Consider the following 22,878-nt stretch of genomic DNA (forward strand, 5'->3'; position numbering starts at 1 on the left):
ATCATCTTATTCTTTAATCTGATACACCGTATCAATCACCGAACCGTCACGATAACGCACTACCGCAACAGGCTTATCGGTAAACTCAATTTCTTTCGGCTTGCCGGTTAAGCTATAAGCACGTTCACAAAGTTGTTCGATAGTAAATAGCGGAATACCTGCTTGGGTGAGTGATTCAATTAAATCAGTGCGTTTAGGGTTTACTGCAACCCCGTGATCCGTGACGAGAATATCAATATTTTCACCCGGGGTAACACAAGTGATAACATTTTCAACCACAGTCGGAATACGACCACGAACCAATGGTGCAACAATAATCGCAACTTGTGCGGAGGCTGCGGTATCGCAGTGGCCGCCGGAAGCACCACGAATAACCCCGTCGGAACCGGTTAATACGTTCACGTTGAATTTTGTGTCGATTTCTAATGCGGAAAGAATCACCACATCTAAACGTTCAACGGATGCACCTTTTGAACTGTAATTTGCATATTGATTTGCAGAAATTTCAATATGATTCGGATTACGTGCGAGAGATTCCGCCGCCACCGCATCAAAACTTTGCACATCCAATAATTTTTTAATAAGCCCCGCTTCGTGGAGCGCGGCCATACTGGCGGTAATACCGCCGAGAGCAAAGTCTGCAGTGATATTTTCACGGCGCATTTTTTCTTCTAAGAAACGGGTTACGGCTAATGCGGCACCACCGGTACCGGTTTGCAAAGAGAACCCGTCTTTAAAATAACCTGAACCGAAAATCACTTCGGCACATTTACGGGCGATTAATAATTCGCGCGGGTTAGTTGTCATACGGGTTGCGCCGCCACCGATTTTTTTCGGATCACCTACGGCTTCGACTTGCACAATGAAATCCACTTGATCTTGCCCGATACTGATAGGGTGATGTGGGTACTCGGCAAATTCTTCCGTTAATAACACGACTTTATTGGCATATTCCGCATCCACACGGGCATAGCCTAAGGAACCGCATTTACTTTTACCGGTAAAACCGTTGGCATTACCGAATTTATCACAGCAAGGTACGCCTAAAAATGCGACATCAATTTTGAGTTCGCCGGATTTGACTAAATGCACGCGACCGCCGTGCGAATGAATATTGACGGGTTCATTTAATAAACCACGTGAGATTTGTTCGGCTAATTCGCCACGTAAGCCGGAGGAATAGATTTTTGTTACTACACCGTTTTTAATGTGTTCAATAATCGGTGAGTGGCTGTCAATCAGTGAACTTGATGCAAGAGTTAAGTTTTTAAAGCCCATTTCGGTGATTTTATTCATCACCATATTCACCACAAAGTCACCACCGCGGAAAGCGTGGTGAAAAGAGACGGTCATACCATTTTGAAGCCCCGAACGCTTAATGGCTTCTTCAAGATTTTCGCAAAGTTTACGATCTTTAGCGGTGCGGGCAAGGGATTCTGCCTTTGGCACAGCTTGATAAACTGCATGACCGGCATTAAATTTTTCAATACGTTGTTCTCTGGTTGTCATTTTTTCTGCCCCCCTTATTCTTCACGAATGCCTGATTTAGCACGTTCTAATACTAATTTGGCGCGATCAATAATCGGCGCATCAATCATTTTGCCGTTTAATGACACTACACCGCTGCCTTGGCGTTCCGCTTCTTCAGCCGCTTCAATAATACGTTTTGCTTGTTCCACATCTTTTTGAGTCGGTGCAAACAAATTATGCAATAATTCGATTTGTCGTGGGTTGATTAAGGATTTACCGTCAAAACCGAGTTGTTTAATCAATGCCGCTTCTTTTAAGAAACCTTCTTCATTGTTTGCATTGGAATAAACCGTATCAAAAGCCTGAATGCCGGCTGCGCGGGCAGCTTGAAGAATAGAACAACGGGCGAATAATAATTCAATGCCCTCTGGAGAACGTTCGGTTTTTAGGTTGCGAACATAATCTTCCGCACCTAAAGCAATCCCGATTAAACGTTTAGATGCCGTAGCGATTTGATTTGCTTGAGTAATACCTAAAGGAGATTCAATTGCCGCTAACATTTTGGTTGAGCCGACTTCACGCCCGCAAGCTTTTTCGATTTCAGTGATTTCGCGATCCATATCAATCACATCTTGTGCGGTTTCGGTTTTCGGCATACGTACTACATCCACACCGGCACGAACCACAGCATTTAAATCTAATAAACCAAATTCAGAATCTAACGGATTAACACGCACCACCGTTTCGATTTCTTGATAAAGCGGATGTTGCAAAGCGTGAGCAACAAGAAGACGTGCCGTATCTTTTTCTTTTAATGCCACCGCATCTTCTAAATCGAACATAATTGAATCAGGTTTGTAGATAAAGCTATTACTAAGCATCGCAGCATTAGAGCCGGGCACAAACAACATACTTCTTCTTAATTTCATAGCAACGCCTCCCAGTTAATCGGTTCATCTGTCGCACGCATTGCCGCGGCTTTGACACGAGCTTGTAATACACAATCCAACGCCCCTTTGTCTTCAACGACAACAAGGGCTTCGGTAATACCTAATTTTGTTAATGTTGCACGAACGGTTTGGTCAATAGCTTCACCAAATTGCTTTCCGACGGAACTGTTAATTTCAACGGTTAATGAATTTGCGGGTTCAATACGAATCAACACATCACTGGATTCCAGAGTGCCCGCTACCGCAGATTTATTAATCTTCATAGTTATTCCCTTCACTTGTTAATATAAAAAAACACCCCTCATTTTACTGATTTTCAGCTCAACTAGCTAACTCTAAAGAGGTGTTTTTGTGACATAGATCAAAAAATAGTTTTTAAGAAAAAAGTGCGGTCAATTTTTAGAAATTTTTAAATTCCTCTAAAATTGACCGCACTTTTTGTGAAGGATTAAATTTTTAGGTTATGCAACAACACCAAATTGCGCTTTCATCAGGGCTTCAAAATCGGTACACCCACCGATTGGTTTTTCGTCAATAAAGATTTGCGGTACGGTTTCAACCGGTTTACCGACTGATTTTGATAAATCCTCTTTCGTGATACCTTCTGCGTGAATATCAACATAACGATAATCGAAATCAGCGACTTCACCTTTTAATTTTTCAGCAAGATTTTTTGCACGTACGCAAAACGGACAACCCGGGCGACCAAAAATAACGACAAACATAATATTTCCTTTTTGTTAATGTAAAAAATCCCGCCGATTTTACTCTTTTTTTATTTACTCATAAACTGTTTTTCAGGATTGGTGTGATTGGTATAGTAAATTAAATTTAAAAATATCTACTGCATTGCTACGCTTTTCCGATTTGTATCCATTTTGATTGAATTCACTATATAATGTGTCGCTATTTTTACTTTGGAATCCTTTATGAAATTGTTAATGCTTTGTCGAGAACCGCGTTTATATAGCTGCTGGCGTTTGAAAGAAGCAGCGGAACAATGCGGGCACGAAATGGATATTCTAGATCCGAATCGCTGCATTTTAAAACTCACAAAAAATGCACCGCACTTTGTTATTTATTATCAGCCTCTGGAAGGTGAACCTTACCTTTTACCTCATTACGATGCCGTTTTGCCCCGTTTTGGGACGACAAGCACTAAAATGGGCTGTGCGGTATTGCGTCATTTTCAGGCAAAGGGAATTTATTGCTTGAATAACGAAAACGCATTTTTAATGGCGCGTGATAAATGGAAAAGTCTGCAAATTTTATTAGAACACGGCATTGCCGTACCACCCGGCCGATTATCCGGCATTGAAGTTGAATCCAAATTCTCAGTTCGGCAAGCGGATTTTCCATTGATAATAAAAACCTTAAGCGGTTCGCAAGGCGTTGGTGTGATGTTGGCTGAAAAGACGCAAAGTGCGGTCAGTATTTTGGATACTTTGAAACAAGCGGGTGTGCCTGTGTTATTGCAAGATTTCATTGAAGAAGCGAAGGGAACGGATATCCGGTGCTTTGTGATTGGTGAACGGGTTGTGGCAAGTATGCAACGCATAGGACAAGCAGGGGAGTTTCGTGCCAATGTTCATCAAGGCGGCTCTGCCCGAGAAATCCATTTGACGAATGAAGAAAAGCAAATTGCCGTGAAAGCCGCAAAAGCTTTGGGGTTGGATGTCGCCGGTGTCGATTTGATCCGTTCAAAATCAGAGTTGTTAGTATTGGAAGTAAACGCAAGTCCCGGCTTAGAAATGATTGAGAAAACGAGCGGTGTCGATATTGCGTTGCAGATAATGCTGTATTTGGAAACGCAGATTTGATCGAAAAGGCGAGCCTTACGTTCGCCCCGCTGTGTGAAAAATTAGCCTTTTAAATCTTTTTTTAACTCATAATTGGGCGGAAGTTCCGGCATAGGATTTTCTTCATCGAAAGGTTCGCTCGCCGGTTGATATTGAAATTCTTTACTATTTTGACCGCTCTTTTCTTTGCCGAGCAGTTGAGGTTGTAATTTTAAGAAGCTACTTTTAGGGGAAAGCCAAATATTTACAAAGGCTTCGGTAAATTTCGCATCAAATTCGTGACTGAGTACCGTGTCATTGACAATAAAATAGCCTTTATTGTCTAAGGCGACAAAATTTAAAATATCATTTGGTGAAAAATCAGGAAAGATTTCCTGCATCTTTTTTAACCAGGCGTTAGTATCATCTGTGCTTGCTTGTTGCGCTTCCATTTCTTTAATGAGGCTAATTGCAAAATTTTTTCCTTCAATCGGTTTCCCGTATTTGATGGAAAACATTAATGGACGTTGATTCTCCTGATATGAACCGGTTTCAGATGAAAGCGCTACGCTATAAACATGGAACGGTCCCCAAGTGTATTCCGCATTGCCGACATGTTGCCAATGGGCAGAAAGTGCGGTTGAAAAAAGTAGGGAAATTGCCGCAAAAAGATATTTTATTTTCATATTGTTATTTCACAGTTCAATGTTGGGCGGATTATAGAAAAAGCCCTCAAAAAATACAAATAAAAAGGCGAGCCGATGCCCGCCTTTGACCCTTATTTCGGAAGGAAGTTTATTTTAAGCTACCCACCATATCTTCAGGACGAACCCATTTGTCGAAATCTTCTGCTGAGACTAAGCCGAGATTAATCGCTTCTTCACGTAATGTCGTACCGTTTTTGTGTGCTGTTTTTGCAATTTTCGCCGCATTTTCATAGCCGATATGCGTATTCAGTGCAGTCACCAACATTAATGAATTTTCAAGCTGTTGTTTAATACGCGGATAATTCGGCTCAATGCCTACGGCACAGTGTTCATCGAAAGAGACGCAAGCATCACCCAATAATTGGGCGGATTGTAAGAAGTTTGCAATCATCACCGGATTGAATACGTTCAATTGGAAATGCCCTTGCGAACCGACAAAAGCGATGGTGGTATCGTTACCGAATACTTGCGCGCATACCATCGTCATTGCCTCGCATTGGGTCGGATTAACTTTGCCCGGCATAATGGAAGAACCCGGTTCATTTTCAGGAATTAAGATTTCACCGATACCGGAGCGAGGGCCTGAGGCTAATAAACGAATGTCGTTTGCAATTTTGAATAAGCTCATGGCTAATTGACGTAACGCACCGTGCGTTTCAACAATGGCATCATGTGCAGCCAAGGCTTCAAATTTGTTGTCGGCGGTCACAAACGGAAGACCGGTGAATTTCGCAATGTAATCTGCGACTTTCACATCATAGCCCTTTGGTGTGTTCAAACCGGTACCTACTGCCGTTCCGCCTAATGCCAATTGGCTTAAGTGCGGTAGGGTATTTTTTAATGCACGTAAGCCAAACTCTAACTGCGCCGCATAAGCGGAAAATTCTTGACCGAGCGTCAATGGTGTTGCATCCATTAAATGGGTACGACCAATTTTCACCACGTCTTTAAAGGCTTCGGATTTTGCTGCGAAAGTTTTCTGTAAACGTGCTACACAAGGAATGGTATGTTCCACCACTTTTTTGTATGCGGCAATGTGCATTGCTGTTGGGAAAGTATCGTTTGAAGATTGTGATTTATTCACGTCATCGTTTGGGTGAATGATTGATTTTTCACCGAGTTTACCGCCGTGTAAAACGTGTGCACGGTTTGCCACCACTTCATTCACATTCATATTGGATTGTGTGCCGGAGCCGGTTTGCCAAATAACGAGCGGGAATTGATCATCTAATTTATTGGCAAGAATTTCATCACAGGCTTGTGCGATTAAATCACGTTTTTCAGCAGATAACACGCCTAAATCATGGTTTGCAAATGCGGCCGCTTTTTTCAAATAACCAAAAGCTTCAATAACTTCATGCGGCATAGAGGCTTCAGGGCCGATTTTGAAATTATTGCGTGAACGTTCGGTTTGTGCCGCCCAATATTTATCGGCAGGAACCTGAACTTCACCCATCGTGTCTTTTTCAATACGAAATGCCATTGTGATACTCCTATTAATAGAACAAAAATTGGCATAATTCTAACACTTCAGAGTTATGAATGGAACGCAACGAAAATGCCAAAAATCAGTTTTGTGATATAGATCATAAAAGTGCGGTCGATTTTATACGTGTTTTTATTTGCCAGCTCAACTCACGATTAAATCGTTTATTTTTTTCCTCTTTTTCGATACAATCGCAAAATTTGTAGCTTGGTAAAATTGAGACAAAAATGGTAAAAAATGCGCAGTTTTACATTTTGACAGAACAAAGCCTTACCGTTGAACAACTCGCATGCAATTTAGCTGCCTCGGCATGGCGTTTGGGAAAACGGATTTTGATCGCTTGTGAAACGGAACGGCAAGCACATGATATTGATGAAGCGCTTTGGCAGCGTGAGCCTAGTGAATTCGTACCACATAATTTATCAGGCGAAGCAACACAATATCCAACGCCGATTGAAATTTCGTGGCATGGAAAACGTAATGCACAACGTCGTGATTTATTAATTAATTTACAACAGGAAGTGCCTGAATTTAGCCATAGTTTTACCCAACTAATTGATTTTGTTCCCACAGATGAAATTCAAAAGGCACAAGCACGAGAACGTTATAAACAATTACGTATGCAAGGTTGGCAACTTTCCACGGAAAATGCGTAATATTTTTTAATTAATGGAGTTTACTATGAAATCATCAATGAAATTTGCTTTGTCTCTCTTACTTGGCTCAAGTGTTTTCGTTTTAACGGCTTGCGACAATCAAGAAACGAAAACAACGGAAAAATCGACCGCACTTGCGGAAAACTATGTGGTTCAAGCTCCACAAAAGGCAGAAGCTTCAAATGTGGAGGAAACCGAAAAAGCGATTGAGTCCACAGCTACAGACAATACCGCTAAACCGGAAACAAATACTTTGATAGCAGAAAATGGTATGGCTGAAAAGATAAAAACAGAAGAGACCGAAGCGGTATCCGACGTTGTAAAAACAGAAAAATCTGCCGTTGCTGAAAATGAAGTAAAGAAAGAAAATAAGAAGAAAGTAAAAAAATCAACGAAAGCCGGTAGTAAAAATAGTTACTTAGAAGAACAAAAAGCCTTACTCAACGCGCTTGAATCACAATATGAGCAAGTACGTTGCCCGGCGGAAGCGGCAAAATTAGGCGATAATAGTTTCTGTCGCCAAGAAGAACGCCGTTTGTCTGAGGAAATTAAACGAGTGATAGATGAGATTCGGTTGAATCAGTAAAGTAATAGGATACCAAATGACGAAAGAAGAAATTTTAGCCCAACAAAAACAGCTTAGAATTCTTTTTACGGCTTGGATGAATGAAAAGAAAAAGCATGAAGTTCTGACTTTCTATTGTTCGTTATTATCCTGATGGATGTGAAGAAGTGATTGAGTATGCAAAATAACCTTGTGATTAAATTAATTAGTATTATGTAGCATTTACACAAATCACCGTAGGGTGCTGTTAGGCGGAGCCGTAACGCACCAATAGATGAAATGGTGCGTTACGCAAAGCTCAACGCACCCTACCCTTTTAAAGATTATTACCTAAATAAATTTAAATATTATTAAGAGAACAACAATGACCCAAAAATTTGAAATGGCAGACCGTTTTAATCCGTCTGCAGTAGAACAAGCACTTTATAAACACTGGGAAGAACAGGGGTATTTTAAGCCTTCCGAGAATCCGAACGTTCCAAGTTATTGTATTGCGATTCCGCCGCCGAATGTAACGGGGAGTTTGCATATGGGACACGCTTTCCAACAAACCTTGATGGATACTTTAATCCGTTTTAACCGTATGGAAGGTAATAACACCCTTTGGCAAACCGGTACGGATCATGCAGGGATCGCCACTCAAATGGTGGTGGAGCGTAAAATTGCTGCCGAAGAAGGCAAAACCCGCCACGATTACGGACGTGATGCCTTTATTGATAAAATCTGGGAATGGAAAGCTTATTCAGGCGGTACGATCGGGCAACAAATGCGCCGTTTAGGTAATTCTATTGATTGGGAGCGTGAGCGTTTCACGATGGACGAAGGTTTATCTAATGCGGTGAAAGAGGTATTTGTTCGTTTGCACGAAGAGGGATTGATTTACCGCGGTAAACGTTTGGTAAACTGGGATCCTAAATTACATACCGCTATTTCTGATCTTGAGGTGGAAAATAAAGAGAGCAAAGGCTCGCTTTGGCATTTCCGCTATCCGTTGGCAAATGGAGCAAAAACCGCAGAAGGGAAAGATTACTTAGTGGTGGCAACCACCCGTCCTGAAACAATGCTGGGGGATACCGCCGTAGCGGTTCATCCGGAAGATGAACGTTATCAATCTTTGATTGGGAAAAGTGTAATCCTACCGCTTGCAAATCGTGAAATTCCAATTGTGGCTGATGATTATGTGGATCGGGAATTTGGAACAGGTTGTGTAAAAATCACACCGGCACACGACTTTAACGACTATGAAGTGGGTAAACGCCATCAGTTACCTTTGGTAAACATTTTTACGTTTAATGCAGATATTCGTCATGAGGCGGAAGTGATCGGTTTTGACGGAAAAACTTTGCCAAATTACACCGCACTTATTCCTGAAGATTATCAAGGTTTAGAACGTTTTGCCGCGCGTAAAAAAATCGTGGAAGATTTTGAGCGTTTGGGTTTATTAGAAGAAATTAAACCGCATGATCTCAAAGTACCTTACGGTGATCGTGGTGGTGTGCCGATTGAACCGATGTTGACAGATCAATGGTACGTTAGCGTTAAACCCCTTGCCGAAGTAGCAACGAAAGCGGTGGAAGAGGGTGAAATTCAATTTGTGCCGAAGCAATATGAAAACCTGTATTTCTCTTGGATGCGGGATATTCAAGACTGGTGTATTTCCCGCCAACTTTGGTGGGGACACCGCATTCCGGCATGGTATGATGAAGCAGGTAACGTTTATGTGGCTCGTGATGAAGCAGAAGTGCGGTCAAAATACAACCTTTCTGCCGATTTGCCATTAAAACAAGATGAAGACGTATTGGATACTTGGTTCTCATCAGGTTTATGGACTTTCTCGACCCTCGGCTGGCCGGAGCAAACGAAAGAACTGAAAATGTTCCACCCGACCGATGTGCTAATCACAGGTTTTGACATCATTTTCTTCTGGGTCGCCCGAATGATTATGTTCACCATGCACTTCATCAAAGATGAAAACGGCAAACCGCAAGTACCGTTTAAAACCGTTTATGTAACGGGTTTAATTCGTGATGAGCAAGGGCAGAAAATGTCAAAATCCAAAGGTAATGTGCTTGATCCGATTGATATGATCGATGGCATTTCCCTTGAAGATTTACTTGAAAAACGTACCGGCAATATGATGCAGCCACAGCTTGCAGAAAAAATAGCGAAATCGACCGCAAAACAATTCCCGGAAGGCATTGCAGCGCACGGTACGGATGCCTTACGTTTCACTCTTGCGGCATTGGCGAGCAATGGTCGTGATATTAACTGGGATATGAAACGCTTGGAAGGTTACCGCAACTTCTGCAATAAGTTATGGAATGCCAGCCGTTTTGTTCTCACCAACGATAAATTAGATTTAAGCGACGGTGAAATCGAATTTTCCGTGGCGGATCGTTGGATTGAATCGGCATTTAATCGCACAGTGGAAACATTCCGTAGCGGATTGAACCAATATCGTTTTGACTTGTGTGCGAATGTTATCTACGAGTTCACTTGGAACCAATTTTGTGATTGGTACTTAGAATTGACCAAACCGGTTTTTGCCAATGGTAGTACCGCACAAATTCGTGCAGCAAGTCAAACATTAGTACGTGTGTTAGAACAGTTGCTACGTTTAGCGCACCCATTAATTCCGTTTATTACCGAAGAAATTTGGCAAAAAGTGAAAGGTTTTGTGGGTATTGAAGCGGATAGCATTATGTTGCAACCATTCCCAAGTGTGAATGAAGCTGCATTCGACACAAATGCAGAAAGTGAAATCAACTGGTTAAAAGAGGTGATTGTTGCAGTACGTAATATTCGTGCGGAATGCAATATCGCACCAAGTAAAGGTTTGGATTTATTATTCCGCAATATCAATGCAGAAGAACAAAAAATCCTTGAAAAACAGACCGCACTTTTATGCGTAATGGCGAAACTTGATGGCGTAACAGTGCTAAATGAAGGTGAAACAGCACCGCTTGCAGTGGCAAAACTGGTGGGCAATACGGAACTTCTTGTGCCTATGGCAGGCTTCATCAATAAGGAAGCCGAACTTGCTCGTTTAACTAAAGAGATTGAAAAATATCAAAATGAAGTTAAACGTATTGAAGGCAAACTCAGCAATGAAGCTTTTGTCGCAAAAGCACCGGAAGCGGTGATTGCAAAAGAACGTGAGAAAATGGCGGAATACCAATCCGGATTGGAAAAAATCCGTGAACAGTATAAGGCGATTGAAAATTTATAATCAGTAAAAGTGAAATGTAGCTAAATTTTATTTAGCTACATTTTTTATAAGTATCTAGAGTCTACACAATTTAAATTATGAAAATTTACTTTATTTTTGCTTTTATCCTTTCTATCTTAGCCAGTTATTTTATTGCAAGCTTTGCCTCTTTATTCGGGCAACAGTTTTTTATGCAAATTTCAGCAGAAAAAATAACAACTGCATTTTATTTTGCAATGTTCTGCTTATTTTTATTTTCTTTTTTGTTGATTAAAACAATAGGAAAATTAAAAGCTTTTATCCAATCAACTCCAACTTTTTTAACCTCTATTGGGATTCTTGGAACATTTACCGGTATAGTGATTGGATTACTAGAATTTAACCCGCAAGATATTGATAGCAGTATTACGCACTTATTAGCTGGAATGAAAACAGCATTTTTGACTAGTGTTATTGGAGTTTTTCTTTCTATTAGTTTTAAAATAATACATACATTATGTTATAAGCAAGAACAACAATCTAATGATAGTGAATTCCTTATTCAAACTTTTTACCAACAAGCAGAGTTAATTGAACAATTAGTGATGCAACTAGGTGAATTTAAAAATAATGTCGATTTACAACAAACTAGAATAAGTAAATTATCTACTCATCAAATCGAGCAATTGACACAGTTAGTTGATTTATTTAGAGATTTTAAACAGCAACAAAATGCCCATCAGGATAACATACAAGCCTTTTATTCTACACAAAATGAATCGCTATTATCACTTACAAGAGCTATAGGATCTGATTCCGATAATAGTCTTTTAGGGCAAATAATGCAGTTACGCAATCAACTAAGTGAGCAATTTAATAGTGCAAAACAGCTTATTGAAAATGGTCAAACAAACTTCAATCATTTTGAACAAAATCTTGAAATTCAGCTAAAAAGTTTTGCCGATATTTTATCGAAATCTGCCACTGAAACGGTGATTGAGGCCCTAAATCAGGTAATTCGGGATTTTAATCATAATTTAACCGAGCAATTCGGAGAGAATTTTAAAGAATTAAACAGGGCGGTTAATTTATTGGTAGAATGGCAAGAAAATTATAAACAGCAACTAGTCGAAATGATCAAGCAATATCAGCTTGGAGTTGCTGCTATTAGTGAAACGGAACAAGCAGTTGGAAATATTGAGAAGTCTACTCAAACTATCCCACAAAGTATGCAAAATCTTGAGCAAGTGATTACCACGAATCAGCAACAAATTGTGTATTTAAATGAACATTTGAGTGCTTTTGCCCAACTTCGTGAAAAGGCTGTCAATGCGTTACCTATGATACAAACTCACATTCAAAAAATGGTAGAAGGGGTAAGTCAAGCAACGGAAAATTACATCACGCAATCCGGAGTGATGAACCAACGCTTAGCTGAGCAATCTGAATCTCTCATCGATCATAATCGAACTATAAATAATCAACTTGCGCAAATTTCAGAAAATTTCTCTGAGAGTACCGAACAGGTCCAGCAATGTATTAAAGACACAGCGGAGAAATGTGGTGATGTTAGTATGCTTGCTCAAAAAACTGTACTTCAAACAACGGAACAGCTCGAAAAAATGCTGGCAGGAGTTAGCCGCTCTCTTGAGCATACTCAAACAGAATTGCTCAATTCTTTCCAACAAATTTTAAAGAATCATGCATCTGAAAATAGTAAAATTATTAGCCAGCTAGGTGAAAATAATGATCAAATATTAAAAGAGTCTCGTACAATTTTAGCTCAACAAGTTGAAAAACAACTTGAGCTCATCGATCAATCAATTCAGACTGAACTTGAACGTGTTTTAAATCAAATGGGAAGTTCATTAGCGACAATCACAGGGCGTTTTACTCAAGATTATGAGCAACTGGTGAAAGCGATGAAAAATATTGTGGAACAACACTAGGGAATCGTTTTTATGATTGATTTATCAAAACTGACTCAAAAAAATGATGATGATTCTCAGTGGCTACCAATCTCTGATTTAATGTCCGGATTGATGATTTTGTTTTTATTTATTGCAATTAGCTTTATGCGTAATATTCAAATGGAAAAACAAAAAATTGAAGAAGTTGCACTCACTTATCAACAAAATCAGGTTGCGATTTATGAAACTTTGATAAACGAATTTAAAGACGATCTAATTTCTTGGAATGCAGAAATTGATCAGGATTTAACTTTTGTTTTTAAATCTCCCGATGTTTTGTTTAATATAGGAAAGTCTGATTTAAATACGAAATATCGAAAGATTTTATCCGATTTTTTCCCCCGCTATTTAAATGCAATTCAACCTTATTTAGGTTCTATTAATGAAATACGTATTGAAGGGCATACATCAAGTCATTGGAATAAATTGGTTTCAGATGATGAAGCCTATTTCTTAAATATGGCACTATCACAAGAACGTACTCGGAGTGTATTAAAATATGTTTATGAATTAGAGAGTATTGGATTTAAACAAAGAAATTGGATCAAATCACATCTTGCTGCTGTAGGGTTATCTTCCTCTAAAACAATTATTGAAAATGGCCTAGAAAATGAAGAAAAATCTCGCCGAGTGAGCTTTAGAATTATCACCAATGCTGATATTCAAATTAAGAAAATTATTGAGATGAAATAATGAAATTAAACATAAATTTGACCGCTCTTGAGCAGGCAGTTCGGCAAATGGGTGAACAGATAAAATTTTCAACAGGTTTTGGGGTACGTTTGCCTCCACTGAAAACGGCTCAAGGAGTACAAATTCAGCCGGGCGATATTGAATGGATTAAAACCAAAGAAGGGAGTGAACTCCCTCTTTTTCAAGGGGAAGTGGTTATTTTGTTTATCCCTGATCATACAAAAGGGCGGCAATCCATAGAAGCCATTATACAAAATGGGGGAAATGGCAATCGCCTGCATTTTTCCAATTGCGAAACTTTAGAGAAAATGCGTCAAATCGGGCGTTATGAGCGTTATCGTGCTACCAATAACCTTGAGGGACTCGTAGAAATTACTGCCCTAAACCAGCAAGGGCAAATCGTTTCAGGTGAAGTCGTGTTGAAAGCCTGTAAAAACTGCTTATCTCAACTCAATTATAAAAATTATGCTCAAACATCTAGGCAAGAAAAAAATGAGATTTGGGCAAATTTTTCCTTTAAAGAGTTTTTTGAGATCTATAAACCCTATTTTCATACCAATCCAGATTTAGATCTTACTCCCGGTTACAGCGATGATTGGAAGTATATTTCTCAACGGGAAAAGGAGAAAAGAGATTTTTGCTGTGATGAATGTGGAGTTAATTTGCGGCAATATCGACACTTGCTACATACCCACCATAAGAATGGAGTAACTAAAGATAACCGAATAAGTAATCTAGCAGTGCTTTGTGTGGAATGTCATTGCAAACAGCCTAAACATGAGCATATGAGTGTTTTGAATGAAGATAAGCAACTATTAGCGAAGTTAAGAGCTGAATCTGCTTGGGACTTAGATGATATCCCTTTTTAGTTAATATGCCTGATTGCTAAAGAACGTGAGAAAATGGCGGAATACCAATCCGGATTGGAAAAAATCCGTGAACAGTATAAGGCGATTGAGGCACTATAATGGGTAGGAAACGCTGGCTTTATAGCCAGCGTTTTTTGTTGTCGGCAAGCTTATTATTTCGGCGAATAATCTCTTGCTCCGAAAATCGCCGTACCGATACGCACCATTGTTGAGCCGCACTTTATTGCACTTGGCATATCGTCCGTCATTCCCATCGAAAGGGTGTCGATTTGTTGATTTGGGAAGGCTTGTTTGAGCTGTTCAAATAAATCCGCCATTTTTTTGAATGCACTTTCTTGTTCTTCAATGTTTTCTGTGGGGGCGGGAATTGTCATTAAGCCACGTAAACGTAAGTGCGGTAGATTTTCGATGTGTTTTGCTAACTCAAGCATTTCTTCGGGGTGAATACCTGATTTACTCGCTTCATCACTAATATTAATTTGAATCAGCACATTTAACGGTGCTTTATTTGTCGGGCGTTGTTCGTTTAAACGATTGGCGATTTTTGCGCGATCAAGGGTTTGCATCCAATCGAAATATTCCGCCACCAAACGGCTTTTATTTGATTGTAAAGGGCCGATAAAATGCCATTCGAGAGCAATTCCTTGTTCGGTAAAAGATTGAATTTTTTCTACACCTTCTTGCACATAGTTTTCACCAAATGCGGTTTGCCCGGCTTGGTAGGCGGTTAAAATATCAGAAATCGGTTTGGTTTTAGAAACGGCAAGTAGTTTCACCGCATTAGATGTTCGTTGAACCTGTTCACAAGCGATATGAATGCGTTGATGAATTTGTTGCAAATTTTGTTGAATATTCACTGAATTCTCCCTGTTTAAAGTGCGGTTAGTTTACACGAAATTTAGTGTCTTGAGAAAAATTCGGGTAAATTATGATTTTCTGTTTGACAAGCTAGGTAAATTTCGGTATTTCTTAGCGCATTCTTTTTTGAAAGATAAAAAAACACAATGAAAAACAACCGCACTTTCACCATGACCATTATTATGCTCACCATTACGATGTTTAATGGCGCGGGTTAGTGCATAAAATACAGGATACATAAAACCCGCAATCTGATCGAATGCGGGTTTTTTTATAGATTAAAAAATACAACTTTCTAGGAGAATCAATTATGCGCGTACTTAAATTTGGCGGCACTTCGCTTGCTAATTCGGAACGTTTTTCCCAAGCGGCGAAACTTATTGAGCAAGCCCATTTGGAAGAGCAGGCAGCCGGTGTGTTATCCGCCCCTGCGAAAATCACCAATCACCTCGTAGCCCTTTCTGAAAAAGCCGCCTTAAATCAACTGACCGATACGCATTTCAACGAAGCAATTGAAATTTTCTATAATATTATCAATGGGCTATATGCTGAAAATAATCAATTTGATTTAGACGGGACGAAAGCGCTCATTGATGCGGAATTTGCTCAAATTAAAGATCTATTGGACGAAATTCGTCAAGCAGGAAAAGTGGAAGATGCAGTTAAAGCGACTATTGATTGTCGCGGTGAAAAACTTTCTATCGCAATGATGAAGGCTTGGTTTGAAGCGCGTGGTTATGCGGTGCATATTGTCGATCCAGTGAAACAATTATTGGCAAAAGGCGGTTATTTGGAATCCTCCGTGGAGATTGCGGAATCGACTAAGCGTGTTGACGCGTCAAGTATTGCGAAAGACAAGGTTGTTTTAATGGCAGGTTTTACTGCGGGTAATGAGAAAGGGGAATTGGTGCTTTTAGGTCGTAACGGCTCCGATTACTCCGCAGCTTGCTTAGCCGCCTGTTTAGGTGCGAGCGTGTGTGAAATTTGGACGGATGTAGATGGCGTTTATACTTGTGATCCGCGTTTAGTGCCGGATGCACGTTTACTCCCGACCCTTTCTTATCGTGAAGCGATGGAGCTTTCTTATTTTGGCGCAAAAGTTATTCACCCACGTACTATTGGCCCTTTATTGCCGCAAAATATTCCTTGTGTGATAAAAAATACCGGTAATCCGTCTGCGGCAGGCTCTATTATTGATGGAAGTGTGAAATCCGAAGGTTTGCAGGTAAAAGGCATCACCAATTTAGATAATTTAGCGATGTTTAATGTATCAGGCCCGGGAATGCAAGGTATGGTGGGAATGGCGTCCCGCGTATTTTCGGTGATGTCAAAAGCCGGAATCTCCGTCATTTTAATCACGCAATCTTCTTCTGAATATAGTATTAGTTTCTGTGTACCGGTGAAATCGGCAGAAGCGGCGAAAGCCGCACTTGAGGCGGAATTTGCGAATGAATTGAATGCAAATCAATTGGAACCGATTGAGGTGATTAAAGATATGTCGATCATCTCCGTTGTAGGTGATGGAATGAAAGAAGCGAAAGGCATTGCGGCGCGTTTCTTCTCCGCACTCGCGCAAGCGAACATTAGTATTGTTGCCATTGCGCAGGGGTCGAGCGAACGTTCGATTTCTGCCGTTGTACCACAAAATAAAGCGATTGAGGCGGTGAAAGCCACTCACCAAGCACTTTTCAATAAGAAGAAAGTGGTAGATATGTTTCTTGTCGGTGTCGGTGGAGTAGGTGGAGAGCTGATTGAGCAGGTAAAGCGACAAAAGGAGTATCTGGCGAAGAAGGATATTGAAATTCGCGTCTGCGCAATTGCAAACTCCAACCGTATGTTGCTTGATGAAAACGGCTTAAATTTAGATGATTGGAAAAACGATCTTGAAAATGCAACCCAACCTTCCGATTTTGATGTGCTACTTTCTTTTATTAAATTGCACCATGTGGTCAATCCTGTATTTGTTGATTGTACCTCTGCGGAATCAGTTGCAGGGCTTTATGCAAGAGCTTTAAAAGAAGGCTTCCATGTCGTCACGCCAAACAAAAAAGCGAACACGCGTGAGTTGACGTATTATTACGAATTACGTAAAAATGCTCAAGCGGGACAACACAAATTCTTATACGAAACCAATGTCGGTGCGGGCTTACCGGTGATTGAGAACTTGCAAAATCTTCTTGCCGCCGGTGATGAATTAGAGCGTTTTGAAGGGATTTTGTCCGGCTCACTTTCTTTTATTTTCGGTAAATTAGAAGAAGGATTTTCTCTTTCGGAAGTGACCGCACTTGCACGTGAGAAAGGCTTTACCGAGCCGGATCCTCGTGATGATTTATCCGGTCAAGATGTAGCGCGTAAACTTTTGATTTTAGCCCGTGAGGCCGGTTTGGAGTTAGAACTATCTGATGTTGAAGTAGAAGGCGTGCTGCCGAAAGGATTTTCCGAAGGAAAATCCGCTGAGGAGTTTATGGCAATGTTGCCACAGTTGGATGCCGATTTTAAAGCGCGTGTTGAGGCCGCCAAAGCAGAAGATAAAGTTTTACGCTATGTAGGGCAAATCAGCGATGGTAAGTGTAAAGTTTCGATTGTTGCGGTAGAGCAAAACAACCCGCTTTATAAAGTAAAAGACGGTGAAAATGCGTTGGCTTTCTACACACGCTATTATCAACCGATCCCGTTATTATTGCGTGGTTATGGTGCAGGCAATGCGGTGACTGCTGCGGGGATCTTTGCGGATATTTTAAGAACATTACAACATTAATAAGGAATGTCCAATGTTACGAATTTATGCACCGGCTTCCAGCGCAAATATTAGCGTAGGTTTTGATACTTTAGGGGCTGCAATTTCTCCGATTGACGGCTCGTTATTAGGCGATGTGGTTCAAATCGAATCTATCGCAAGCGGCTTTGAATTGGAAAGTGCGGGTTATTTTGTCCGTAAATTACCTAAAGAGCCGCAAAAAAATATTGTATATCAAGCCTATGTGCTGTTTAGTGAACGGTTAAAATTACGCGGTGGTAATGTGAAGCCATTGCGTTTAACCCTTGAAAAAAATATGCCGATTGGATCGGGGCTCGGCTCTAGTGCTTGCTCCATTGTGGCGGCATTGGTAGCATTGAATCGGTTTCATAATGAGCCTTTTTCTAAAATGGAACTGCTTGAAATGATGGGTGAATTAGAAGGGCGTATTTCAGGCTCGATTCATTATGACAATGTAGCCCCTTGCTATCTTGGCGGTGTGCAGTTTATGGTGCAATCTCTTGGCAATATTTGCCAAAAATTGCCGTTTTTTGATAATTGGTATTGGGTGTTGGCTTATCCGGGAATTGAAGTTTCCACAGCCGAGGCCCGTGCAATTTTGCCAAAAAGCTATACCCGCCAAGATGTTATTACTCACGGTCGCCATTTAGGTGGCTTTGTTCACGCTTGTCATACGCACCAAGAAAATTTGGCGGCGATTATGATGAAAGATGTCATTGCGGAGCCTTATCGAGAGTCATTGTTGCCAAACTTCGCAGAAGTGAAACAAGCGACACGTGATTTAGGCGCATTAGCAACCGGTATTTCCGGTTCAGGCCCTACGATTTTTTCTATCGCACCGAATTTACAAACGGCAACAAAACTGGCGACTTATTTGGAAAGCCATTATTTACAAAATAATGAGGGTTTTGTGCATATATGCAAAGTTGATAATATTGGTGCGTGCGAATTGAATTAGAAAAATATAGGAAAATAAGTAATGACCGAATTAAATAAACATTTAAATTTATATCCAATTGATTATCCATTTGAAACATTAAAATCAAGGATTAAAGATAAAAAGCTTAAACTAGATCCTGATTTTCAAAGAAAATATAAATGGGATAAGAAAGGATGGGGAAGAGCCTCAAAGTTTATTGAGTCATGTTTAATGAGAATTCCCTTGCCATCATGTTATTTTGCAGAAGATTATGATAATAATCATATAGTTATTGATGGTGTCCAGAGATTAACTACAATTCAGAAGTTTTTTGACGATGAGTTTGCTTTAGAGGGAATGACAGCTTTTTCTAATTTAGAAGGAAAGAAATTTTCTGAATTAGGAGAGTATAAGAATGAATTAGAAAATACAACTATTCGTTGTATTATTTTACGTAAAGATAATTCTCAAGATTTAATTAGAGAAATTTTTGCTCGATTAAATCAAGGTGCTGTAACATTAACAGATCAAGAAATTAGGCATGCTCTGTATCCTAGTAAGTTTAATGATTTACTTGATGAATTAGTTGTGGAGTTGAAAGATTATAAATTTAATCATATTAAGGATGAGACCGATAAAGTTGAATTAGTCTTGCGTTATTTCGCTTTATCAAGTAATGATAATTTATCTAATTATTCAGATAAACTTAAGGAATACTTAGATACTTATATAGAAGAAAGAGCTAATGAAACAAATATAAATATAGATTTATATAGAGAAAAATTCAAACGAGCATTAAAGAACTGTAGAGAAGTTTTTGGTGATGAGGTATTCTTAAATTTATCTCGTAAAAGAGACATGAAATCTAAAGCTATAGTTCATTATGATTTACAAATGTACTCTGTTGGAAATTTATCTGATTATGTAATTAATAGATTTTCATCACAAATTAGAGAAAAATATAAGGAGCTATGTGAAACAGAAGACTTTAGTAAAACATTGAAGAGAAGTGTTCAAACACGAGCATCAATTACTAAACGTAGAAAATTATGGAAAAGACTTTTAGATGAAATTGTTTCAAAGGTTGATGATAATGCAGCAGGAATATCTTAATGTATATGAAAAATATCACGATTTATTAGAGACGCTTAAGTTAATTGTGAAAGAAACTGAAACTAGAGTTATTAATGATAATGATATTTTATTTTCTAGTGTTCATGTTAACTTTTTTTCTAGAAGTTATATTGTAAATCTTTGTACTTATTTGGAATCTTATTTAATAGAAATAGCAACTAAATTATTTGAACGACATTGTGCTTGTATTAACCAATATCGAGTTCCTAGAGTATTCGTGTCAGCAAGTTTTAATTCTTGGAAAAATTTTGATAAAAAACATTGTGAATCTTCTATTAATAACATTGACTTCTTTGTCTCACCTACAAAGGAAAATATAGAGGAGTTTTTTGATTGTAATAAAATTTCAGGAAATATAAAAAAGACTTTTAATGTTTTTGAGTTATTAGGAGTTGAGTTAGCAAACGTTGTTAGAGATAAACCGATAAAAGATCAAATTACAGCTATAGTTAACAAACGAAATGATATTATTCATAGAAATGATGATGCCATAGATATTTCGTTATCAGATATTTCTCAGTATATAGAGACAGTGGATAACTATATGTCAACGATAAAAGATGGGATAATAAATTCTATTTATATAACTAATAATTGAGGACAGTCAAATTATTATGAACTTATACAATATCAAACACCCGGAACAACAAGTCAATTTCGCTCAGGCGGTTCGTCAAGGGTTGGGTAAAGATCTGGGACTATTTTTTCCGGAAACGATTCCGCAACTCTCCAATATCGATGAATTGCTCGATCTTTCGCTTGTTGAACGCAGCCAGAAAATACTTTCTGCGATTATCGGTGATGAAATTCCGACGGAAATTTTGAATGCAATGGTTAAAAATGCGTTTACTTTTCCGGCACCTTTAGAAAAAGTACAAGACAACATTTACGCGCTTGAGCTTTTCCACGGGCCGACACTGGCTTTTAAAGACTTTGGCGGTCGCTTTATGGCGCAAGCCTTAGCAGCGGTAAGAGGCGATGGAAAAATTACTATTTTAACTGCGACTTCCGGTGATACCGGTGCGGCGGTGGCGCATGCATTCTATGGTTTGGAAAACATCAATGTCGTCATTTTATATCCGAAAGGTAAAATCAGCCCATTACAAGAGAAATTATTCTGCACCCTTGGCGGCAATATTCGTACCGTAGCAATTAACGGCGATTTTGATGCATGCCAAGCATTGGTGAAACAAGCTTTTGATGATGCCGAATTACGCGAAACTATCGGTTTAAATTCGGCAAATTCCATTAATATCAGTCGCTTACTTGCACAAATTTGTTATTACTTTGAAGCGGTTGCGCAGTTACCGAAAGCAAAACGTGATAATGTGGTGATTTCCGTACCAAGCGGTAACTTTGGAAATTTAACGGCAGGATTGATTGCAAAAACCTTAGGTTTACCGATCTCACGTTTTATTGCTTCAACCAATGCTAATGATACCGTGCCACGTTATTTACAATCCGGCAACTGGGAGCCAAAATCGACTGTTGCCACTCTCTCTAATGCAATGGATGTAAGCCGACCGAATAACTGGCCGAGAGTAGAGGAATTATTTAAACGCAACGGTTGGAATTTAGCGGATTTGGGTGCAGGTATGCTTACTGATGCACAAACGGAAGAAACCTTAAAAGCAATGCACTCTGAAGGTTATATTTGCGAACCACACGGTGCGATTGCATACCAAGTTTTGAAAGATCAACTTAATGCGAACGAAACCGGTATTTTCCTTTGCACTGCGCACCCGGCGAAATTTAAAGAATCCGTTGAGCGTATTTTAAATCTCGAACTACCACTTCCTGAAGCCTTGGATAAACACAATAAATTACCATTGCTTTCTGATGAAATGGATAATGATTTCGCACAGTTACGTGCATATTTGTTGAAATAACAAAAAAGTGCGGTTAATTTCACCGTCGTTATGTAGCAGTTACACAAATTATTGTAGGGTGCTGTTAGGCGAAGCCGTAGCGCACCAATTGACAAAATTTAATGATGAAATGGTGCGTTGCGCAAAGCTAACGCACCCTACTTCAATTAAATATTAGAAATAAAATTCTTTTTGTGCAACAGCTACACAACAATGAAATTCAATATAATTTTGACCGCACTTTTCTTTTTCTATTTATTTTTATGTCGACTTTTATCGCTTACGCTAACATTCAGCAGTTTTTTCCTTTTGATGAAATCCCTTCGGTGCTTGTTCCTGAAAATTTACTGATATTGTCTAATGAAAATACTCGGGTAAAACAACGTCATCAATGTCGCCGATTAGCCCATTTCTTATTATGGAAATTGTTAAAAGTATCAGAAAAATCAACCGCACTTTTGGGACAGATTCAACGTACGAAAAGTGAACGACCTTATTTTTTCAATGAAAAAATAGATTTTAATATCAGCCATTCTGATGATTGGGTTGCAGTAGTGTTGAATATTCAAGAAGATAAACAAAGTGCGGTCGGGATTGATATTGAATTTCCCAAAAAACGAAATTTTCTTGCGTTAATGGAATATTTTGCACCCGAGGATGAAATCCATTGGTTTACACAGCAAATAAGTGCGGAGAATGCCTTTTATCGTTGTTGGTGTTTGCGGGAGGCCGTGTTGAAATCCCAGGGGGTTGGCATTGTGAAATTATCGGAAGTACGTCATTTTCCCTGTAAGCAAAAAATTTTTTCGGATTATTGCCCGCAAGGTGAACTATTGTTTACCAATGAACTTCCTTTTTATTTCGCAATGTTTGTCAATCAACGACAAAATCAACCGCACTTTTTTCAATGGAATGGTGAAAAATTGGTTCAAAAAACGCTTAAACATCTTATTCATTATGATGTTAATTAAAGCTGAAAATCCTTTTTACAACCTTGTATTTTTATAGAC

The 22,878-nt window shown here is 39.2% G+C and carries 20 protein-coding genes and 1 other annotated feature; of the genes, 13 read left to right on the forward strand and 7 right to left on the reverse strand.

What is annotated here, in order from left to right:
• Nucleotides 1-6: 6 nt before the first annotated feature.
• The 4 genes from citF to HEMROJRC1_RS08365 form a co-directional block, all read right to left on the reverse strand.
• On the reverse strand, nucleotides 7-1,509 hold the full coding sequence (gene citF / locus HEMROJRC1_RS08350; RefSeq protein WP_226692479.1) for a citrate lyase subunit alpha: 1,503 nt from the start codon (nucleotides 1,507-1,509) through the stop codon (nucleotides 7-9).
• A gap of 14 nt (nucleotides 1,510-1,523) precedes the next feature.
• Nucleotides 1,524-2,399, reverse strand: a complete 876-nt coding sequence (citE, locus tag HEMROJRC1_RS08355) for a citrate (pro-3S)-lyase subunit beta (protein ID WP_226692480.1) — start codon at nucleotides 2,397-2,399, stop codon at nucleotides 1,524-1,526.
• Nucleotides 2,396-2,683: a citrate lyase acyl carrier protein gene (gene citD, locus HEMROJRC1_RS08360; protein WP_226692481.1), complete on the reverse strand. Its 288-nt coding sequence runs from the start codon at nucleotides 2,681-2,683 to the stop codon at nucleotides 2,396-2,398. Before citD ends, citE begins: the two co-directional genes overlap by 4 nt.
• Nucleotides 2,684-2,881: 198 nt before the next feature.
• Entirely contained in the window at nucleotides 2,882-3,145 is a 264-nt protein-coding gene (locus tag HEMROJRC1_RS08365; protein WP_226692482.1) for a GrxA family glutaredoxin, read from the reverse strand.
• A 204-nt stretch (nucleotides 3,146-3,349) separates the two neighbouring features.
• Between HEMROJRC1_RS08365 and HEMROJRC1_RS08370 the strand changes: the two genes are divergently transcribed.
• Nucleotides 3,350-4,240 (forward strand): RimK family alpha-L-glutamate ligase, encoded by an 891-nt coding sequence (locus HEMROJRC1_RS08370; protein ID WP_226692483.1) that lies wholly within the window; start codon nucleotides 3,350-3,352, stop codon nucleotides 4,238-4,240.
• 41 nt (nucleotides 4,241-4,281) lie between these two features.
• Here HEMROJRC1_RS08370 and HEMROJRC1_RS08375 read toward each other — a convergent pair whose 3' ends face one another.
• On the reverse strand, nucleotides 4,282-4,884 hold the full coding sequence (locus HEMROJRC1_RS08375) for a chalcone isomerase family protein (protein ID WP_226692484.1): 603 nt from the start codon (nucleotides 4,882-4,884) through the stop codon (nucleotides 4,282-4,284).
• Nucleotides 4,885-4,993: 109 nt separating this feature from the next.
• Nucleotides 4,994-6,388: a class II fumarate hydratase gene (gene fumC / locus HEMROJRC1_RS08380; protein ID WP_226692485.1), complete on the reverse strand. Its 1,395-nt coding sequence runs from the start codon at nucleotides 6,386-6,388 to the stop codon at nucleotides 4,994-4,996.
• A 230-nt stretch (nucleotides 6,389-6,618) separates the two neighbouring features.
• Between fumC and HEMROJRC1_RS08385 the strand changes: the two genes are divergently transcribed.
• The 6 genes from HEMROJRC1_RS08385 to HEMROJRC1_RS08410 all read left to right on the forward strand — a co-directional run bounded on the left by HEMROJRC1_RS08385 (nucleotide 6,619) and on the right by HEMROJRC1_RS08410 (nucleotide 14,331).
• Entirely contained in the window at nucleotides 6,619-7,047 is a 429-nt protein-coding gene (locus HEMROJRC1_RS08385; protein ID WP_226692486.1) for a DNA polymerase III subunit chi, read from the forward strand.
• A gap of 25 nt (nucleotides 7,048-7,072) precedes the next feature.
• Nucleotides 7,073-7,633 (forward strand): hypothetical protein, encoded by a 561-nt coding sequence (locus HEMROJRC1_RS08390; protein WP_226692487.1) that lies wholly within the window; start codon nucleotides 7,073-7,075, stop codon nucleotides 7,631-7,633.
• Nucleotides 7,634-7,976: 343 nt separating this feature from the next.
• Nucleotides 7,977-10,841, forward strand: coding sequence for a valine--tRNA ligase (locus tag HEMROJRC1_RS08395; protein ID WP_226692488.1), 2,865 nt, complete (start codon nucleotides 7,977-7,979; stop codon nucleotides 10,839-10,841).
• Between the two features lie 77 nt (nucleotides 10,842-10,918).
• The gene (locus tag HEMROJRC1_RS08400; RefSeq protein WP_226692489.1) at nucleotides 10,919-12,748 is read left to right on the forward strand and encodes a MotA/TolQ/ExbB proton channel family protein; all 1,830 of its coding nucleotides are present in this window, start codon (nucleotides 10,919-10,921) and stop codon (nucleotides 12,746-12,748) included.
• A 12-nt stretch (nucleotides 12,749-12,760) separates the two neighbouring features.
• Nucleotides 12,761-13,462: an OmpA family protein gene (locus tag HEMROJRC1_RS08405; protein WP_226692490.1), complete on the forward strand. Its 702-nt coding sequence runs from the start codon at nucleotides 12,761-12,763 to the stop codon at nucleotides 13,460-13,462.
• A complete protein-coding gene (locus tag HEMROJRC1_RS08410; RefSeq protein WP_226692491.1) occupies nucleotides 13,462-14,331 on the forward strand; it encodes an HNH endonuclease signature motif containing protein in 870 nt (289 codons plus the stop codon). Before HEMROJRC1_RS08405 ends, HEMROJRC1_RS08410 begins: the two co-directional genes overlap by 1 nt.
• A gap of 152 nt (nucleotides 14,332-14,483) precedes the next feature.
• On the opposite strand, the gene HEMROJRC1_RS08415 is transcribed toward HEMROJRC1_RS08410, so the two are convergent.
• Nucleotides 14,484-15,188: a YggS family pyridoxal phosphate-dependent enzyme gene (locus HEMROJRC1_RS08415; protein WP_226692492.1), complete on the reverse strand. Its 705-nt coding sequence runs from the start codon at nucleotides 15,186-15,188 to the stop codon at nucleotides 14,484-14,486.
• A gap of 154 nt (nucleotides 15,189-15,342) precedes the next feature.
• Nucleotides 15,343-15,465, forward strand: a sequence feature (Thr leader region).
• Nucleotides 15,466-15,499: 34 nt separating this feature from the next.
• Between HEMROJRC1_RS08415 and thrA the strand changes: the two genes are divergently transcribed.
• The 6 genes from thrA to HEMROJRC1_RS08445 all read left to right on the forward strand — a co-directional run bounded on the left by thrA (nucleotide 15,500) and on the right by HEMROJRC1_RS08445 (nucleotide 22,839).
• The gene (gene thrA, locus HEMROJRC1_RS08420) at nucleotides 15,500-17,947 is read left to right on the forward strand and encodes a bifunctional aspartate kinase/homoserine dehydrogenase I (protein WP_226692493.1); all 2,448 of its coding nucleotides are present in this window, start codon (nucleotides 15,500-15,502) and stop codon (nucleotides 17,945-17,947) included.
• 13 nt (nucleotides 17,948-17,960) lie between these two features.
• Complete coding sequence (gene thrB / locus HEMROJRC1_RS08425; protein ID WP_226692494.1) at nucleotides 17,961-18,905, forward strand: homoserine kinase; 945 nt, start codon at nucleotides 17,961-17,963, stop codon at nucleotides 18,903-18,905.
• 21 nt (nucleotides 18,906-18,926) lie between these two features.
• On the forward strand, nucleotides 18,927-19,979 hold the full coding sequence (locus tag HEMROJRC1_RS08430) for a DUF262 domain-containing protein (RefSeq protein WP_226692495.1): 1,053 nt from the start codon (nucleotides 18,927-18,929) through the stop codon (nucleotides 19,977-19,979).
• Complete coding sequence (locus HEMROJRC1_RS08435; protein WP_226692496.1) at nucleotides 19,960-20,598, forward strand: HEPN domain-containing protein; 639 nt, start codon at nucleotides 19,960-19,962, stop codon at nucleotides 20,596-20,598. Before HEMROJRC1_RS08430 ends, HEMROJRC1_RS08435 begins: the two co-directional genes overlap by 20 nt.
• A 16-nt stretch (nucleotides 20,599-20,614) precedes the next feature.
• Entirely contained in the window at nucleotides 20,615-21,889 is a 1,275-nt protein-coding gene (thrC, locus tag HEMROJRC1_RS08440; RefSeq protein WP_226692497.1) for a threonine synthase, read from the forward strand.
• Nucleotides 21,890-22,131: 242 nt separating this feature from the next.
• Entirely contained in the window at nucleotides 22,132-22,839 is a 708-nt protein-coding gene (locus HEMROJRC1_RS08445; protein WP_226692964.1) for a 4'-phosphopantetheinyl transferase superfamily protein, read from the forward strand.
• Nucleotides 22,840-22,878 lie beyond the last annotated feature (39 nt).

It is taken from the genome of Rodentibacter sp. JRC1 (assembly GCF_020521555.1).
In the GTDB taxonomy this organism is placed as follows: domain Bacteria; phylum Pseudomonadota; class Gammaproteobacteria; order Enterobacterales; family Pasteurellaceae; genus Rodentibacter; species Rodentibacter abscessus.

Excerpts from the sequence above, each read along its gene's own strand:
- citF (WP_226692479.1), bottom strand. The coding sequence starts at position 1,509 with ATGACAACCAGAGAACAACGTATTGAAAAATTTAATGCCGGTCATGCA.
- citE (WP_226692480.1), bottom strand. The coding sequence starts at position 2,399 with ATGAAATTAAGAAGAAGTATGTTGTTTGTGCCCGGCTCTAATGCTGCG.
- citD (WP_226692481.1), bottom strand. The coding sequence starts at position 2,683 with ATGAAGATTAATAAATCTGCGGTAGCGGGCACTCTGGAATCCAGTGAT.
- HEMROJRC1_RS08365 (WP_226692482.1), bottom strand. The coding sequence starts at position 3,145 with ATGTTTGTCGTTATTTTTGGTCGCCCGGGTTGTCCGTTTTGCGTACGT.
- HEMROJRC1_RS08370 (WP_226692483.1), top strand. The coding sequence starts at position 3,350 with ATGAAATTGTTAATGCTTTGTCGAGAACCGCGTTTATATAGCTGCTGG.
- HEMROJRC1_RS08375 (WP_226692484.1), bottom strand. The coding sequence starts at position 4,884 with ATGAAAATAAAATATCTTTTTGCGGCAATTTCCCTACTTTTTTCAACC.
- fumC (WP_226692485.1), bottom strand. The coding sequence starts at position 6,388 with ATGGCATTTCGTATTGAAAAAGACACGATGGGTGAAGTTCAGGTTCCT.
- HEMROJRC1_RS08385 (WP_226692486.1), top strand. The coding sequence starts at position 6,619 with ATGGTAAAAAATGCGCAGTTTTACATTTTGACAGAACAAAGCCTTACC.
- HEMROJRC1_RS08390 (WP_226692487.1), top strand. The coding sequence starts at position 7,073 with ATGAAATCATCAATGAAATTTGCTTTGTCTCTCTTACTTGGCTCAAGT.
- HEMROJRC1_RS08395 (WP_226692488.1), top strand. The coding sequence starts at position 7,977 with ATGACCCAAAAATTTGAAATGGCAGACCGTTTTAATCCGTCTGCAGTA.
- HEMROJRC1_RS08400 (WP_226692489.1), top strand. The coding sequence starts at position 10,919 with ATGAAAATTTACTTTATTTTTGCTTTTATCCTTTCTATCTTAGCCAGT.
- HEMROJRC1_RS08405 (WP_226692490.1), top strand. The coding sequence starts at position 12,761 with ATGATTGATTTATCAAAACTGACTCAAAAAAATGATGATGATTCTCAG.
- HEMROJRC1_RS08410 (WP_226692491.1), top strand. The coding sequence starts at position 13,462 with ATGAAATTAAACATAAATTTGACCGCTCTTGAGCAGGCAGTTCGGCAA.
- thrA (WP_226692493.1), top strand. The coding sequence starts at position 15,500 with ATGCGCGTACTTAAATTTGGCGGCACTTCGCTTGCTAATTCGGAACGT.
- thrB (WP_226692494.1), top strand. The coding sequence starts at position 17,961 with ATGTTACGAATTTATGCACCGGCTTCCAGCGCAAATATTAGCGTAGGT.
- HEMROJRC1_RS08430 (WP_226692495.1), top strand. The coding sequence starts at position 18,927 with ATGACCGAATTAAATAAACATTTAAATTTATATCCAATTGATTATCCA.
- HEMROJRC1_RS08435 (WP_226692496.1), top strand. The coding sequence starts at position 19,960 with ATGCAGCAGGAATATCTTAATGTATATGAAAAATATCACGATTTATTA.
- thrC (WP_226692497.1), top strand. The coding sequence starts at position 20,615 with ATGAACTTATACAATATCAAACACCCGGAACAACAAGTCAATTTCGCT.
- HEMROJRC1_RS08445 (WP_226692964.1), top strand. The coding sequence starts at position 22,132 with ATGTCGACTTTTATCGCTTACGCTAACATTCAGCAGTTTTTTCCTTTT.